15 protein-coding genes are annotated in these 15,261 nt (G+C 68.8%); 12 read left to right on the forward strand and 3 right to left on the reverse strand.

The window, feature by feature from the left end; translation table 11 throughout:
- Positions 1-1,000 (reverse strand): MaoC/PaaZ C-terminal domain-containing protein (locus ACFFIO_RS03250; protein WP_378040167.1); only part of this gene is annotated, 1,000 nt, incomplete at its 3' end.
- Positions 997-1,476 (reverse strand): FAS1-like dehydratase domain-containing protein, encoded by a 480-nt coding sequence (locus ACFFIO_RS03255; RefSeq protein ID WP_378040168.1) that lies wholly within the window; start codon positions 1,474-1,476, stop codon positions 997-999. The genes ACFFIO_RS03255 and ACFFIO_RS03250, both read right to left, overlap by 4 nt.
- Positions 1,477-1,566: 90 nt before the next feature.
- On the opposite strand from ACFFIO_RS03255, the gene ACFFIO_RS03260 reads away from it, so the two are divergent.
- The 4 genes from ACFFIO_RS03260 (at position 1,567) to ACFFIO_RS03275 (ending at position 5,613) form a co-directional block, all read left to right on the forward strand.
- The gene (locus tag ACFFIO_RS03260; RefSeq protein WP_378040169.1) at positions 1,567-2,799 is read left to right on the forward strand and encodes an acyl-CoA dehydrogenase family protein; all 1,233 of its coding nucleotides are present in this window, start codon (positions 1,567-1,569) and stop codon (positions 2,797-2,799) included.
- Positions 2,800-2,889: 90 nt separating this feature from the next.
- Positions 2,890-3,999: an acyl-CoA dehydrogenase family protein gene (locus ACFFIO_RS03265; protein ID WP_378040170.1), complete on the forward strand. Its 1,110-nt coding sequence runs from the start codon at positions 2,890-2,892 to the stop codon at positions 3,997-3,999.
- Positions 4,000-4,118: 119 nt separating this feature from the next.
- Complete coding sequence (locus ACFFIO_RS03270; protein ID WP_378040171.1) at positions 4,119-4,808, forward strand: PaaI family thioesterase; 690 nt, start codon at positions 4,119-4,121, stop codon at positions 4,806-4,808.
- Between the two features lie 10 nt (positions 4,809-4,818).
- Positions 4,819-5,613: a hotdog domain-containing protein gene (locus tag ACFFIO_RS03275; protein WP_378040172.1), complete on the forward strand. Its 795-nt coding sequence runs from the start codon at positions 4,819-4,821 to the stop codon at positions 5,611-5,613.
- Positions 5,614-5,705: 92 nt separating this feature from the next.
- Here ACFFIO_RS03275 and ACFFIO_RS03280 read toward each other — a convergent pair whose 3' ends face one another.
- Positions 5,706-6,212, reverse strand: a complete 507-nt coding sequence (locus ACFFIO_RS03280; protein WP_378040173.1) for a thioesterase family protein — start codon at positions 6,210-6,212, stop codon at positions 5,706-5,708.
- 203 nt (positions 6,213-6,415) lie between these two features.
- Between ACFFIO_RS03280 and ACFFIO_RS03285 the strand changes: the two genes are divergently transcribed.
- The 8 genes from ACFFIO_RS03285 to ACFFIO_RS03320 form a co-directional block, all read left to right on the forward strand.
- Entirely contained in the window at positions 6,416-7,198 is a 783-nt protein-coding gene (locus tag ACFFIO_RS03285; protein ID WP_378040174.1) for an electron transfer flavoprotein subunit beta/FixA family protein, read from the forward strand.
- A 62-nt stretch (positions 7,199-7,260) separates the two neighbouring features.
- On the forward strand, positions 7,261-8,250 hold the full coding sequence (locus tag ACFFIO_RS03290; RefSeq protein WP_378040175.1) for an electron transfer flavoprotein subunit alpha/FixB family protein: 990 nt from the start codon (positions 7,261-7,263) through the stop codon (positions 8,248-8,250).
- 125 nt (positions 8,251-8,375) lie between these two features.
- On the forward strand, positions 8,376-10,097 hold the full coding sequence (locus ACFFIO_RS03295) for a cytochrome b/b6 domain-containing protein (RefSeq protein ID WP_378040176.1): 1,722 nt from the start codon (positions 8,376-8,378) through the stop codon (positions 10,095-10,097).
- A 54-nt stretch (positions 10,098-10,151) separates the two neighbouring features.
- Entirely contained in the window at positions 10,152-11,288 is a 1,137-nt protein-coding gene (locus tag ACFFIO_RS03300) for an acyl-CoA dehydrogenase family protein (protein WP_378040177.1), read from the forward strand.
- A gap of 13 nt (positions 11,289-11,301) precedes the next feature.
- On the forward strand, positions 11,302-12,387 hold the full coding sequence (locus ACFFIO_RS03305; RefSeq protein WP_378040178.1) for an enoyl-CoA hydratase/isomerase family protein: 1,086 nt from the start codon (positions 11,302-11,304) through the stop codon (positions 12,385-12,387).
- Between the two features lie 25 nt (positions 12,388-12,412).
- On the forward strand, positions 12,413-13,423 hold the full coding sequence (gene mmsB, locus ACFFIO_RS03310; RefSeq protein ID WP_378040179.1) for a 3-hydroxyisobutyrate dehydrogenase: 1,011 nt from the start codon (positions 12,413-12,415) through the stop codon (positions 13,421-13,423).
- Between the two features lie 31 nt (positions 13,424-13,454).
- Positions 13,455-14,255: an enoyl-CoA hydratase gene (locus ACFFIO_RS03315; protein ID WP_378040180.1), complete on the forward strand. Its 801-nt coding sequence runs from the start codon at positions 13,455-13,457 to the stop codon at positions 14,253-14,255.
- Positions 14,256-14,330: 75 nt separating this feature from the next.
- On the forward strand, positions 14,331-15,261 hold a 931-nt coding region (locus ACFFIO_RS03320), incomplete at its 3' end, for an aldehyde dehydrogenase family protein (RefSeq protein ID WP_378040181.1).

Below are 15,261 nucleotides of genomic sequence, written 5' to 3' on the forward strand. Positions count from 1 at the left end.
CGGAGGCGGTGGCGAGCAGGGCGACCACGGTCTGCGGGATGTGGGGCAGCACGGCGGCCACCCGGTCACCCGGCCGGACGCCGAGCCGGCGCAGCTGAGCGGCCAGTGCCGCGACCTGGCCCTCCAGTTCGCCCCACGTCAACGTGGTTGCCGCCAGGGTCTCGTGCTCGCCGATGATCGCCACGTCGTCCGGCCGCTCGGCGGCGTGCCGGAGCATGTTCTGGGCGTAGTTCAGCCGGGTGCCCGGGAACCACGTGGCTCCCGGCATCGACTCGTCAGCCAGCACGGCGCCGGGACGACCAAACTGCGGCTGCACCGAGGCCAGCACCTCGAAGTACTCCCAGACCGCACCCCAGAAGCCCGCCAGGTCGGTCACGGACCATTCGTGCAGGGACCGGTAGTCGGTGGTCTGCACGCCGCGGTGCTCGGCCACCCACCGCTGGAAAGCCCGCATCCGCGACCCCTCCGTGCGCTGCGCGGACGGCGACCACATCAGCGTGCGGTCCCCGCCGCCGTCGTGCCCTCCTTCCGTGCCGCCAGCCGGAGCTGGCCTGGTCACCACTGCCTTTCCCACGACGACGGCGTTGCCGCCCACCGAGGCGGTCAGGTCCAGTTCCGCACGGTTCCCCACTGACCCCGCCGGGGCCGCAGGGGAACCGGTGTGGACGGCGGTGAAGTTGATGGTGTCGCCCAGGGAGACAGGTGCCTTGAACTGGACCGAGAAGGAGTGCAGGTTCTCCACTCCGCACCAGTCGGTGAGCCATCCGGACATCAGGGCCGCCGTGAACTGCCCCATGGCAATGGGAGCGTCGAAGCCGGCCTGACGGGCGAACGCCGGATCGTGGTGCAGGGGGTTGAAGTCGCCGCCGGCTCCGGCGAATCGGACGACATGGGTTTGGGTCACCGGGCCGAAGTGCCTTGGGGGAACGGCGACCGGGGCGCTGGCGCCGGTGTCTGCGGTGGCCTCGGGAGTGTGCTGGTCCTCGACGCGGTTGCTCATCGACGTCCCCTTTCAAGGATGGTCTCCTGTTGGCGGACGGCCACCTGGCCGTCCCGGTCCCGGTATTCGGTTTCCAGGGTGAGGATGCGCAATGGCGAACCGCTGCTGCTGGTCTTGGTCACGTCCCCGGTGACGACGCGCCGCCCAGTGAGCGAGTCCCCAGCAACCAGTGGGCGGACGTAGTCCCAACTCGTGCCGCCGACCATCACCCGAGGCAGGTCGAGCCCCAAAGTCTCCAGCATGGACTGCGCCGAGCGGTGGTGACCGGCAACCACCACGTGCGTTGCGGTGGCGGCCACGTCCGGAAGGTGGCGCCGCTCGGCCTCCCTCCGGTCGGTGTGGACCGCATCGTGGGCGCCGGTGGCCCGCGCGAACTCGGCGATCTTGCCGCGTTCCACGTCGAAGGCGACCTCGTCCACGATCGTGCCCACCAGGTTTCCGGTGCCGTCGCCGGGCTGCTTCGCTCCGTGATCCATCGTCGTCCTCCCGTTGTCCATTGTGGGCTAGCCAATTCAAATGGTCTGACCTAAAGTTCACTCTAGCGAAAGAACGATGAAGGGACGAGCATGGATTTCTCCGAGCGACCGGACGAGGCGCAGTTCCGCACCGAGGTGCGCGCCTGGTTGTCCGAGACACTCCCCACCCTGCAGTGGCCCGAGCCCCCCGAGCTGGAGGACAAGGTCCCGTTCTGGCGCCCCTACCAAACAGCGCTCTTTGAGGCAGGCTACGCCGGACTGACCTGGCCCCAGGAGTATGGCGGCCAAGGCCTGGACGAGCGCATGTCGTCCATCTTCTCCGAGGAGTCCGCCCATGCGGGGGCGCCGGAGCGGCTGAACACCATCGGCGAGGACTTCGCCGGCCCCACGATTGCCCACTTCGGCACAGCCGAGCAGAAGGAGAAATACCTGCGGCGGATCCTCACCGGCGAGGACATCTGGTGTCAGCTGTTCTCCGAGCCCGAGTCGGGTTCGGACCTGGCCTCGCTGCGGACCAAGGCCGTCAAGGTGGACGGCGGGTGGCGCATCACCGGCCAGAAGATCTGGACCTCGCGCGCCCAACTGGCCGCCCACGCCATCCTGCTCGCCAGGACCGGGGGAGGGGAACGCCACAGGGGCATCACCTACTTCTTGCTGCCCATGGACTCCGAAGGCGTCACAGTCCGCCCCCTGGAGCACATGCTGGGGGAGGCAGAGTTCAACGAGGTGTTCCTGGACGAGGTCTTCCTGCCGGACTCCGCCGTCGTCGGGGAGGTGGATGGCGGCTGGAAGGTGACCATGGGCACCCTGGCCTTCGAGCGCGTGGCCATCGCCACCGGCCGGGTGAACACGGTGAAGGAGATCCGGAACCTCGTGGACGACGTCCGCTCGCGCACGGATGCCGACGGCAACCCCCTGGGTGCCGATCCGCACGTGCGGCGCAGTGTGGCCGACCTGTGGGGGCGGGTGCACCTGCACCAGGCCATCAGCCAGCGCGTCATCTCCGGTGCCACCGGTGGGGAACCGCCCGGAGAGGTCACCTCCATCGGCAAGCTGTTCTTCTGCCCCCTGGTGGAGGACCTGGCCGACTTCGGCCTGTCGCTGGAGCCGCTGAACGACCAGTTCGACCTCGAGGACGAGGTGGCCGCCGTCGGCACCGGTGGTCTGGCCGCTGCCGAGCACGAGGCCGGCCCGCAGGACCAGGGGCATCGGCACTGGCTGCGGTTGGCCAACCAGGCCCGCGGCACCGCCATTGCCGGCGGATCCACCTACATCCAGCGGAACATCGTGGCAGAACGCATCCTCGGGATGCCCAAGAAATAGCCCGTTCGCGGGGCCCACGATGGCTGCCGCTGAGATCGGAACCACCACGAGGAATACGGGCCACAGCGGTCCAGGAAGTGCGGGAAGACCATGGAGTGGAAATTCTCCGAAGAGCAGGAGGCCTACGCCGAGGCGCTGCAGGACTGGCTGTCCGGCGCGGTGGACTCCGAGAAGCTTCGCGGTTGGTTTGATTCCGGTGATGCATCGGCTTTCGCCGAGTCGTTCGCCCGGGACTGGGCCGGCGTCGGAATCCCCGAGGAGGACGGCGGCCAGGGCGGCGGGCTCGTCGAGCTCGCCCTCACAGCCGAGCATCTCGCCCGGGTCGACGCGCCCTCCGCAGCCTGGCTCGCCACAACACTGGCCGTACCGGCGCTCGCCGGACGCCCAGCCGAGGTTGAAGAGGCCGTCGGCGGGCAGCCCGTCGCCCTGCTGGCCTCCGCCGACCGGATCCCCAGCGCCGCGGTTCCGCTTCAGGGCGGAGCGAACGGTCTCACTGGCTCGGTCGCTCGGGTCCTGGCCGGGGATACCGCGGTGCGGTTCGTCGTGCCGGTCACCGGGGCGGACGGCCTTGAACTCCACGTGGTCGACGCCGGCCAGGAGAGTGTGCGGGTGACGCCGCGTCGGCTGCTGGATCGGTCCAGGACGCTGGCTGACGTGACCCTGGATGGTGCGGCCTCCCAACGGCTCGACGTCGACGCCGTATCCGTGCTCGAAACGATCAGCCGCCGCGCCGCCGTGCTGGTGGCCGCCGACACCCTCGGCGCGAGCCAGGCCATGCTCGACCTGGCAGTGGATTACTCGAAGCAGCGCCAGCAGTTCGGCGTCTTCATCGGCTCCTTCCAAGCCGTCAAGCATGCCGCGGCCTCCATCATGGTGGCCGTGGAGGCCGCCCGTTCGGCCGTCTACTACACCGCGGCATCCGTGGACTCGGATCAGCCAGAGGCGGCCCTGCATGCCGCCGCCGCCAAGGCCCAGATCACGGCCGAGGGAACCCGGTCCGCGGACACCGCCCTGACGATGCACGGGGCCATCGGATACACGTGGGAACACGACCTCCAGCTGTACTACAAGCGGGCCAAGCTCAACGAGGGGCTCTTCGGATCCCCGGGTGCGTGGAACGACCACATCGCAGATGCCTTGCTGTTGACAGCGCGAGATCAAGCGACGCCCCGGCTGCTTGGCGGGGGAGCGAGTGTTTGAATGGCCCCGTAGATGTAGACGCCGTTCAGCTGCAGAAGCTGCTGATTCCGCATGGAAGACCGGAAGAGCTCTTCGGGCTGTCCGGATTGGGACTTTCGGGCACGGACTCTTTCGGCACCATGGCACCGGGACCGTGGAGCCGGGAACAGGACGGCCGGTTCGCGGCGGGCGTCCTTGGCGTGCTGGCCGACAATGTCCTGGCCCAAGCGGTCTTGGCGCACCGACATCCGGACATGTGGGCCGTGACCACCGAGCTCGCCTTCGACTTCTTTGCACCACCCGTCGAGGGCCAGAAACTGACGGCATCCGCCACGGTGCTGGTAGTGGACGCTGGTGGCGGAGGATCCCGCGGCCGCATCATCGACGAGAGCGGCGGGGCCGTGGCCGACGTCACGTTCTGGGGGCGATTCGTTGAAGGGGTGCCGCAAGCCGTTGTGGACCAGCATCGGGCTCCTTCCCTGGAGGTGCGCCCCGGTTCCCTCGCCGAGTTGCTGGGACTGGAACGTGACGGGGACCAGATGGTGCTCCGGGAGCGTAGCGAGCTCGTCAACCCGCTGGGGATGATGCACGGTGGGGTTCTGGTTCCCACACTCGAACAGGCCGCCGTGGAACTCGGCGCCCGGCCCGAGGGCATGGTGACGGCCTCGATGCGCATCAATTACCTACGCCCTGCGTCCGGGGACATCCTCGTTGCCGTACGACAGATACACCGAGGCCGAACTTTTGCCAGCGCTGAGGCTACAGCCCTGCGTCCTGACGGCAAGATGGCGGCATGGGCGCTGCTGACGTTTCGGTCAACCGGACGTTAGACGACGTGCCATGACCTTTCCGATCATCTCCGGCCCGGCGGAACGGGTCTTCGGTGTCCATAGGATCTCGCCGGCCGCCACTGAGATGGAGGTCCGAGCACGGACCCGGCACTGGGCGGAGGGCGGCGTCGGGGACGCCCCTGTCGGCGTCCTGGGTGTACCCGTGGACAATGCCACGGGGTATGCAGTCATCGCCGGTGCACCCCCGGGACATTGGTCCGTCACGACGGAACTCTCCCTGGATGTCTTCGGACCGATTCCCACGGAAGGCAGCGATCTCGTCGTGTCGGCGGCGCTGGTGCACAGCAATGCTTCCACCGGATTCTCCGAGGGCGAGGTGGTGGATGCCCAAGGGCGCACCGTGGCCCGGATCCGCCAACGAGGTCTCTTCGTGGCGGGATATCCGGGGCAGGCCACGTCCGCAGCTGTGCCGTCAGCCGGCCCCGACCCGGTGGACCTGGGCGCCTTCTTCGGTGTGGTGTCCAATGGCTCGCGAGAACCCGGCGCGGCGGAGGTCGACGTGACCGCCGATCTGATCAATCCCATGAGGAACCTGCACGGGGGTGTGGGGCTTTGCCTGGTTGAATGGATGGCCCGGGAAAGCCTGCAGGCGGTCAACGGAGACGGATTGCGCACCACCTCGATCCATGTGGCGTATCTACGCCCCGTCCCGCTTGGCGCCACGGTCCGGGTCGCCACGGAGGTGCTGCATTGCGGTCGTAGCTTTGGCCTGGTCCAAGTGACGGTGTCCCTGAAGAACGGCAAGCCCGTTCTCGTCGGCAGGGTGACCGGTGGAGCAGCGTAGGACTGGAGGGACGCGAGTGACCTCCGAAGCCCAACACCAGGGACGACGGCGGCACCCGACTTCGGGCGCCGCCGCCCATTTCGCGGTGTTGGCTACCGTGCCCGGGGCCCGAGGATCCCGCAGGTCGGGGCCGGCCAGTCCAGGGCGAGGTCCTGTTCCACCAGCCGGTCGTAGGCCGCGGCGACGTCCTCGGGGAATTCCACTCCTCGGCGTGTGTCCATGTTGACGTGGACGAGGACTGTTTCGAAGATGCAGGCCAGCCGGTCCTTACTGCGGTCCATGATGAGTGCGACCATGTGGCCGACCTTGGCGCTTCGCTCCAGCGTCCGGACGTGGACGGTGATGGGGGTCCCCAGCTGCATCTCCTGCAGGTAGGTGAGGTGCTGTTCGGCGGTGAAGACACCCATCCGGCGTTGGGCACGGTAATCATCGTCGATGCCCATCGCCCGGCAGACCTGATCGGTGGAATTGCCACCCAGGTCTACATAGTGGCGGATGTTCATGTGCCCGTTGACGTCGATCCAATCGGGATGGACCTCGTCCTTCCAGGCTGGCTCGATCTGCAGGATCTCGTCGGCGCTGGGCGTGGTGCGGGTCATGACCATGGTGGTCTCCTCTGGGCCGGGGCCATCAGCGAGTTCGGTTATTTGGTCTTACCTTATCGCCATGGGTGCCCTGGGCCGCAATATGGCGGGAATTCGATCACTCATCAGAATTTACTAGGGCGCCCTAGTAATTAGCAGGAAGTCCTAGTACCTTGGTGCGCAGATCGAATATCACCCCGTGTCGAGGAGAGCGCTCCATGAAGATTGTCGTGTTGGCGAAGCAGGTCCCGGATACCTGGTCTGATCGGAAGATCGACCTGGAGTCAGGGATTTTGGACCGATCCGCGTCGGAACCGGTGCCGGATGAGATCAATGAGCGTGCGCTGGAGAACGCGCTGGCGTTCAAGGATGAGAACAAGGACACCGAGATCGTGGTGGTCGCGATGGGGCCGGAGGATGCCACGAAGACGCTGCGGAAGCTGTTGTCGATGGGCGCGGACTCGGCGGTCCTGGTCTCGGATGCGTCCTTGGCTGGTTCGGACATGGTCCAGACCGCACGGGTTCTGGCTGCGGCGATCGAGAAGGTCGGCGGGGTTGATCTGGTGGTGGCGGGCAACGAGACTACCGATGGTCGGGGCGGGATGATCCCGGCCATGGTGGCCGAGGTGCTGGGGCTGCCGGTGCTGCCGGGTCTGGACGAGATCCAGATCGCCGCGGACCGGGTCTCGGGTGAGGCCGTGGTGGACGGCGGGGCCCTGCAGGTCTCCTCCGGTTACCCGGCGGTGGTCTCGGTGACGGAGAAGACGGCCGAGCCGAGGTTCCCGAACTTCAAGGGGATCATGGCGGCGAAGAAGAAGCCGTTGGAGAACTGGTCGCTGGCGGACCTGGGGATCCAGGCAGGCCCGGAGGCCGCCTCCGTCCGGTCGGTGATGGTCTCCGCGGCGGCCCGTCCTCCGAAGGAGGCCGGCCCGAAGGTCGCCGATGACGGCACCGCGGCGGCGCAGCTGGCCGAGTTCCTGGCCACGAACCGGCTGATCTGAGCCCGGCGACACCTGATCTGATCTGTGAACCTCACGAGACTTTTGAGCTAAAGGAAGCACACATGGCGAACGTTGGAAATGTACTGGTCCTGATCGAGACCACCGCCGAGGGGGCCCCGAAGTCCACGGCGGCGGGCCTGCTGGGGGCCGCTGCCGGCCTGGGGGACCCCGTGGCGGTGGCGGTGACCGCCCCCGGGCAGTCCGGGAACCTGGCCGCCGACCTGGGAGCCCTGGGTGCGGCTCAGGTCTACCTGGCCGAGTCGGAGTCCGCGGCCACCGAGCTGGGCTCCGCCGCGGTCGGCGCCCTGGCCGATGCCGTGCAGGCCTTCTCGGCACCGGTCGTGTTGGCCTCGGCGACGAACGACTCCAAGGCGGTGGCCGGGCGTCTGGCGATCGTGGCCGGTGGGTCGGTGGCCAGTGACGTGGTCGGTATCGCCTACGACGAGGAGGGCCAGGAGGTCATCGCCTCCCACGCGGTGTTCGGTGGGGACTTCACCACCGAGTCCACCATCGAGGGCGGGCTGTTCATCGCCACCGTGCGCCCCGGCTCGATCGAGGCCCGTGCCGAGGCCGTGGCCTCCCCGGAGGTGACGACGGCTGCGGTGTCCACGCAGGCTGCGAAGGGTGCCGTGATCGATTCGGCCAGTGAGGCGCCGGCGACGTCGGACCGCCCGGCGCTGCGCGGTGCCAAGGCCGTGGTCTCCGGTGGCCGTGGGGTGGGCTCGAAGGAGGCCTTCTCCGTGGTCGAGGACCTCGCCGATGTCCTCGGTGCGGCGGTGGGCGCCTCCCGTGCGGCGGTGGATGCCGGCTATGTGCCGCAGTCCTACCAGGTCGGCCAGACCGGTGTGACGGTGACCCCTCAGCTGTATGTGGCGTTGGGGATCTCCGGGGCGATCCAGCACCGGGCGGGGATGCAGACCTCCAAGACGATCATCGCGATCAACAAGGACGAGGATGCCCCGATCTTCGAGGTCGCGGACTTCGGGATCGTCGGCGACGTGTTCACCGTGGTCCCGCAGCTGATCGAGGAGATCGGCAAGCGCCGCAACTGATCACACTTGCCTGCGCCGCCCGCAGACCACCACGGCTTGCGGGCGGCGCAGGCCAGCGAAGGCACCTTCCTCCCCGGCGCATCTGGCGCACCGTGATGATCCCCTCAGAAGGACTGAATACCACCATGAGCAGCGAGCAGAACCCGGGACAGTCTCCGGCACGACGCCGGATGGCCGGCTACACACCGGTGGCCGCGCAGCCCGAGGCCCAGGCCACCGAGCACGAGGTTCCGGCCCCGGCCGTGTCTGAGCCCGAGGCCACGGCCCCGGAGGCCCAGGTGCCGGAGCAGGCGACCGCGGCTCAGACCCCGGCTCCGGCTGAGCAGCCGGAACCGGTTTCCGCGGCCCAGCCCGCGGCCCCGACTAACCAGCCGGAGCAGACGCCCGAGCCGGCGGCAACGGAGGCCCCCGCCCGGAAGCGCCGCATGGGCAGTGCCCCCGCCCCGGCTGCAGCCGCCACGACGCCAGCGCCGGCGGACCAGGGCGCCTCGCCGGCGGGCTCGGAGACACCGGCCGCCGAGCCTGCCGCAGGTGAGCGAGCGGCATCTCCGGCCGCTTCGAACGCGCCGGCAGCTCCGGCCGCTGGTGCGCCGAAGCGTCGCATGGGCGGCGCTCCGGCGGCGCAGGCCGCCGCCCCGTCAGCGCCGGCGCCTGAAACCCCGGCCGCCGGGACCGGCGAGGCGGCAGCGGCCCCGAAGAAGCGGATGGGCGGGGCCTCGGCGCCAGCCAAGACCCGCATGGGTGGCGCCCCGGCTGCCGGGTCGGCGTCCAGCGCCTCGACCGGTGCCACGTCGCCGGCCGCGGCACCTTCTTCCGCGATCGCTGCCCCGGCCGCCTCCAGCACCGCCTCCCCTTCCGGAACCGCCGCGCCGACCGCCTCGGCCAACCGGCCGCCGTCGGGCACGTCGACCAAGCCGGGCACCGCTGACCAGCAACCGAAGGAACGCCCTGCCTGGGTGAGGCCCGCCGTGATCATCGGCGGTCTGGTGGTTGTGGCCGCCGCCGTGGTGCTGGGTGCCCGGTGGCTGCGGACCCTGGAGGGTGTGCAGGAGTTCATCGCCACCTATGACGGTCATTCCACCCAGCTGGACGCGGCCCCGGAGGGCATGCCCTGGTGGATGGGCTGGCAGCACTTCTTCAACATGTTCCTGATCGTGTTGATCATCCGCACCGGCCTGCAGGTCCGCAATGAGCGCAAACCCCCCGGGTACTGGACGGCCAAGAAGGGCTCGTTCTTCTCCCCGAAGTCCAACACCCCCAAGAAGGTGTCCCTGACCCAGTGGCTGCACCAGTCCCTGGACGTGCTCTGGGTCCTCAATGGGCTCATTTTCGTCATCCTGCTGATCGTCACCGGGCATTGGATGCGGATCGTGCCCACGGACTGGGACGTGTTCCCGAACATGCTCTCCGGGGCCATCCAGTACGCCTCCCTGGACTGGCCCACCGAGAACGGGTGGGTGCACTACAACGCCCTGCAGACGGTCGCCTACGGATTCACCGTGTTCATCGCGGCCCCACTGGCGATCCTCTCCGGGATCCGGTTCTCCACCTGGTGGCCGGACAACGCCGAGAGGCTCAACAAGATCTACCCGGTCGAATGGGCCCGGGCCACCCACTTCCCGGTGATGATCTACTTCGTGGCGTTCACGATCGTGCACGTGTTCCTGGTGTTCTTCACCGGTGCCCTGCGGAACCTGAACCACATGTATACCTCCCGCGACGTCGTGGACTGGTGGGGCCTGGTGATCTTCCTGGTCTCCCTGGTCGTGATCGCCGCGGCCTGGTTCCTCACCAAGCCGATGTTCACCACCCCCATCGCCGCCCGCATGGGCAAGATCTCCAAGTAATCCCCGCAGCCACCCCGCGATCCGGGCCCGGCCACGCACCTAAGGACTGACAGCATGCTTCGTATTACCGAAGACCAGCAGGCACTCGTGGACGCCGTCCGCGACTTCGCCACCGAGCGCATCGCCCCGCACGCCTTGGAGTGGGACGAGCAGAAGCACTTCCCCGTGGACGTCCTGGCCGAGGCCGGCGAACTCGGCCTCGGCGGCATCTACGTGGACGAGGCGTACGGCGGTGCCGGACTGGAGCGCAAGGATGCGGTCCTGATCTTCGAGGAGCTGTCCAAGGCCGACCCCGCCCTGGCCGCCTACATCTCCATCCACAACATGGTGGTGTGGATGATCGACTCCTTCGGGACCGATGAGCAGCGGTCCCAGTGGGTGCCGAAGCTGGCCAGCATGGAGCACCTCGGCAGCTATTGTCTGACCGAGCCCGGCGCCGGATCCGATGCCGCGGCGTTGGCCACCCGCGCCGTCCGAGATGGGGACGACTACGTCCTCAACGGTGTCAAGCAGTTCATCTCCGGCGCCGGCACCTCGGAGTACTACGTGGTGATGTGCCGTACTGCGGACACAGGATCCAAGGGCATCTCCACGCTGGTGGTCCATAAGGACACCCCGGGGCTCTCGTTCGGGCCGAACGAGAAGAAGATGGGCTGGAACACCCAGCCCACCCGGCAGGTGATCTTCGAGGACGCGCGCGTGCCGGTGGCGAACCGCCTCGGCGAGGAGGGGGCCGGATTCCACATCGCCATGAAGGGCCTCAACGGGGGACGCATCAACGTCGGAGCATGCTCGCTCGGCGGGGGACAAGCCGCCCTGGAGAAGGCTGCCGCCTACCTCAAGGAACGCACCGCCTTCGGTGAACCACTGACCACCAAGCAGTCCCTCGTCTTCGACCTGGCAGACATGGCCACGAGCCTGGAATCCGCCCGCACCTTCCTGATGCGGGCAGCAGACGCCCTGGATCGGAATGACCCGGACACCGTACGACTGTGCGCCATGGCCAAGCTGGTGGCGACCGACGCCGGCTTCGAGGCAGCCAACAAGTCCCTCCAGCTCCACGGCGGGTATGGCTACCTGCACGAGTACGGCATCGAGAAGATCACCCGCGATCTGCGCGTCCACCAGATCCTCGAGGGATCCAACGAGATCATGCGACTGATCGTCGGCCGCATGCTGGTCGACGGCTGAGAGAGAGGAACCCATGAGCAACGGCGCCACAGAGACTGCCACGAACACCACCACCAGCGCGACCGAGGAAGTCCTCGTCCGCCGCGCCGGACGCCTCGGACACCTCATCCTCAACCGCCCGAAGGCGCTGAACTCGCTGACCCACGGCATGGTCCAGACCGTCCGGGACACCCTCGAGCAGTGGCGGGATGACGAATCCGTCGCCACCGTCCTGATCAGCGGCGCGGGGGAGAAGGGCCTGTGCGCCGGGGGTGACGTCGTCTCCCTCTACCGTGCCGCCGTGGACGGCCGCCCCGAGGTCGGGGACGCCTTCTTCGCCGACGAGTACGCCATGAACGCGCTGATCGCCGACTACCCGAAGCCCTACGTGGCCTTCATGGACGGCATCGTGCTGGGCGGCGGCGTCGGGATCTCCGCGCACGGCAACCAGCGCATCGTCACCGAGCGGACCCGTCTGGGCATGCCGGAGACCGGCATCGGCTTCTTTCCCGACGTCGGCGGGGCCTGGTTGCTCTCCCGCGCCCCCTCCGGCTTCGGTCACCACATGGGCCTGACCTCCTCGCACGTGACCGGTGCCGACGCGCTGGCCCTCGGCTTCGCCGATCACTACGTGGAGTCCTCCCGGCTGGGGCAGCTGGCCACCACCCTGGAGACCACCGGCGCGGAGGAGGCCATCGCCGCCGTCGCCGCCACGGGCGCCGCGGTCCCCGAATCCCCCCTGATGCAGCAGCGGGACTGGATCGAGTCCGCCTACGCACAGGACACGGCGGAGGGCATCGTCGCCGCCCTCCGATCCCACGGCGATCCCGCCGCGGCCGAGGCCGCCACCCAGATCCTGGCCAAGTCGCCGACCTCCGTGAAGGTCACCCTGGAGCTCGTCCGGCGGGCCGCGCAACTGTCCACCGTGCACGAGGTGCTGGCCCAGGACGCCACGGTGGCCCACCACCTGCTCCGCGGTCACGACATGCGCGAGGGCATCCGCGCCCAGCTCGTGGACAAGGACCGCAATCCACAGTGGAACCCGCCGACCCTCGAGGATGTCCCGGCGGACACCGTGACCGCAGCCTTTGATCCGGTGGCCGCGCAGGCCCAGAACTGACCACCCCACTCCAGGAGAACCTGACATGACCGAGAACACCGCAGCCACCGACACCACGCCGAGTGCAGACGCGGCCGGAGATCCGACCGAGCTGCCCGCCATCGCCTTCATCGGCCTGGGGAACATGGGCGGTCCCATGGCCCACAACCTCGCGGCCGCCGGCTACCGGGTCATCGGGTTCGACCTGGTCCCGGAGGCCCTCGAGAAGGCGCGGGCGGCAGGCGTCGAGATCGCCTCATCCGGTGCCGAAGCCGTGCGTAGCGCAGCGAGCGCGTCGCAAAGCCTCGTCATCACCATGCTGCCGGCCGGCCGCCACGTCGTGGGTGCCCTGAAGGGTTCCGACGGCTCGGACGGCCGCGATCCGGTCGAGGGCCTGCTGGCCGCAGCCGCACCCAACACCCTGTTCATGGACTGCTCCACCATCGCGGTGGAGGATTCCGTGGCGGTGCGCGAACTCACGACGGCGGCCGGTCACCGGGTGCTGGACGCCCCGGTGTCCGGCGGCACGGTCGGGGCCGAGGCGGGCACGTTGGCGATGATGGTGGGCGGTGCGGCCGAGGACGTTGCCGAGGCCATGCCCGTGCTCGAGGTGGTCGGCAAGCGCATTGTGCACTGTGGTCCCGCCGGCAACGGCCTGGCCGCCAAGGTCTGCAACAACATGATCCTCGGAGCCTCCATGATCGCGGTGTCCGAGGCCTTCGTGCTGGGGGAGAAGCTGGGCCTGAGCAACGAGGCCCTCTTCGACGTGGCCTCCAACGCCACCGGCCAGTGCTGGGCGCTGACCACCAACTGCCCCGTCCCGGGCCCCGTGCCGACCTCGCCGGCCAATCGCGACTTCAAGCCCGGCTTCGCCGGCGCCCTGATGGCCAAGGACCTCGGGCTGGCCAAGAGCGCCATCGAGGCGACCGGCATCGAGGGCCGCATGGGGCTGCTGGCCGAGGAGATCTACGCCCGCTTCGCCGAGGGCGAGGGTGGCACCAAGGACTTCTCAGGGATCATCGAGCTGATCCGCGAGCAGTCCACCCCCGCCGCCTGAGACCCGAGACCAGAGAAGAGCAAGGAACACCATGACCTCTGACAACAGCACCGCAGACCGCACCTACGAGACGATCCTGACCAGCACCACCGGACGCGTCGCCACGATCACGCTGAACCGGCCGAAGGCCCTCAACGCTCTCAATCTCCAGCTCACCGGGGAGCTGCTGGAGGCCGCCGAGGCGTTCGACGCGGACCCGGAGATCGGCGCGATCATCATCACCGGATCGGAGAAGGCCTTCGCCGCCGGGGCGGACATCAAGGAGATGGCCACCCACTCCTTCGCCGATGTCTACAACGTCGACCTCTTCGGTGCCTGGGACCGGCTCGCCGCGGTGCGCACACCGGTGATCTCCGCCGTGGCGGGCCATGCCCTGGGCGGTGGCTGCGAGCTGGCCATGATCGCGGACATCATCCTCGCGGCGGACAACGCGAAGTTCGGCCAGCCGGAGATCAAGCTCGGCGTCATCCCCGGCATGGGCGGCTCCCAACGGCTGACCCGGGCCATCGGCAAGTCCAAGGCTATGGAGATGGTGCTGACCGGCCGGGTCATGGGCGCCGACGAGGCCGAGCGGTCCGGGCTCGTGGCCCGCGTGGTGCCGGTCGCCTCCCTGCAGTCCGAGGCCGCCGAGCTGGCCGCGACCATCGCCGGGATGTCCGCCCCGATCGCCATGATCGCCAAGGAGTCCGTCAACCGCTCCTACGAGTCGTCCCTGAGCGAGGGCCTGCTCTACGAGCGCCGGATGAACCACGCCTGCTTCGCCACCGAGGACCAGAAGGAGGGCATGGCAGCCTTCGTGGAGAAGCGCCAGGCCACCTTCACCCACCGCTAACCAGCGGCCCCACCGAACACGGGGCAGTACCTGGCAGCACCGAACATCATTGAGCATCACGGAGAGAAGGACCCCATGACCGAGATCATCCTGGACGAGCGAGCGGCCGGCATCCTGGCCGGCGTCGAGCAACTGCTGTGGATTGACGGGCGCGCCACCGAGGCGTCCACCGGCGAATGGCGCGAGGTGCGCAACCCCGCCCGGCGCGGCGAGGTCATCGGCCGGGTGCCGGCCGCCGGCGAGGAGGACGTCAACCGGGCGGTCTCCGCCGCGCGGCGGGCCTTCATCGAATGGCGCAGCGTGCACTTCACGGACCGGGCCCGGGCCCTGCTGGCCATCGCGGACGACATCGAGGCCGAGGCGGAGAAGTTCGCCCAGCTCACGGCCCTGGACACCGGCAACGCCCTGAGCTCCCAGGCCCGTCCCGAGGTCAAGACACTCGTCTCCCTGTTCCGCTACTTCGCCGGCGTGGCGGGGGAATCCAAGGGCGTCACCCTGCCCGCGGGGGACCAGCAGCTGCAGTACACCCGCCGCGAGCCGCTGGGCGTGGTGGCGTGCATCCTGCCGTGGAACTCGCCGCTGATGATCGCCGCGTTCAAGGTCCCTGCCGCCCTGGCCGCCGGGAACACCGTGATCCTCAAGGCCGCCGACGACGCGCCGCTGACCATCCAGTACCTGGCCCAGGTCTGCCAGCGGCACGTGCCGGCCGGCGTCGTGAACTCCCTGACCGGCCGCGGCTCGGTGATCGGCAATGCCCTGTCCACCCACCCGGGTGTGGACAAGGTGTCCTTCACCGGTTCCACCGAGGTGGGGCGCGGCGTGGCAGCGCAGGCCTCCGAGCGGTTGGCGCACCTCTCCCTGGAGCTGGGCGGCAAGAACCCGTCCATCGTGTTCCCGGACGCGGTCGAGGACGAGGGGATCCTGGACGGGCTGATGCTGTCCTCGCGCTTCGCCCGCCAGGGTCAGTCCTGCACCGCCGGCTCCCGGCTGTTCCTGCATGAGGACA

It is taken from the genome of Citricoccus parietis, assembly GCF_042433045.1.
Lineage (GTDB): Bacteria > Actinomycetota > Actinomycetes > Actinomycetales > Micrococcaceae > Citricoccus > Citricoccus parietis.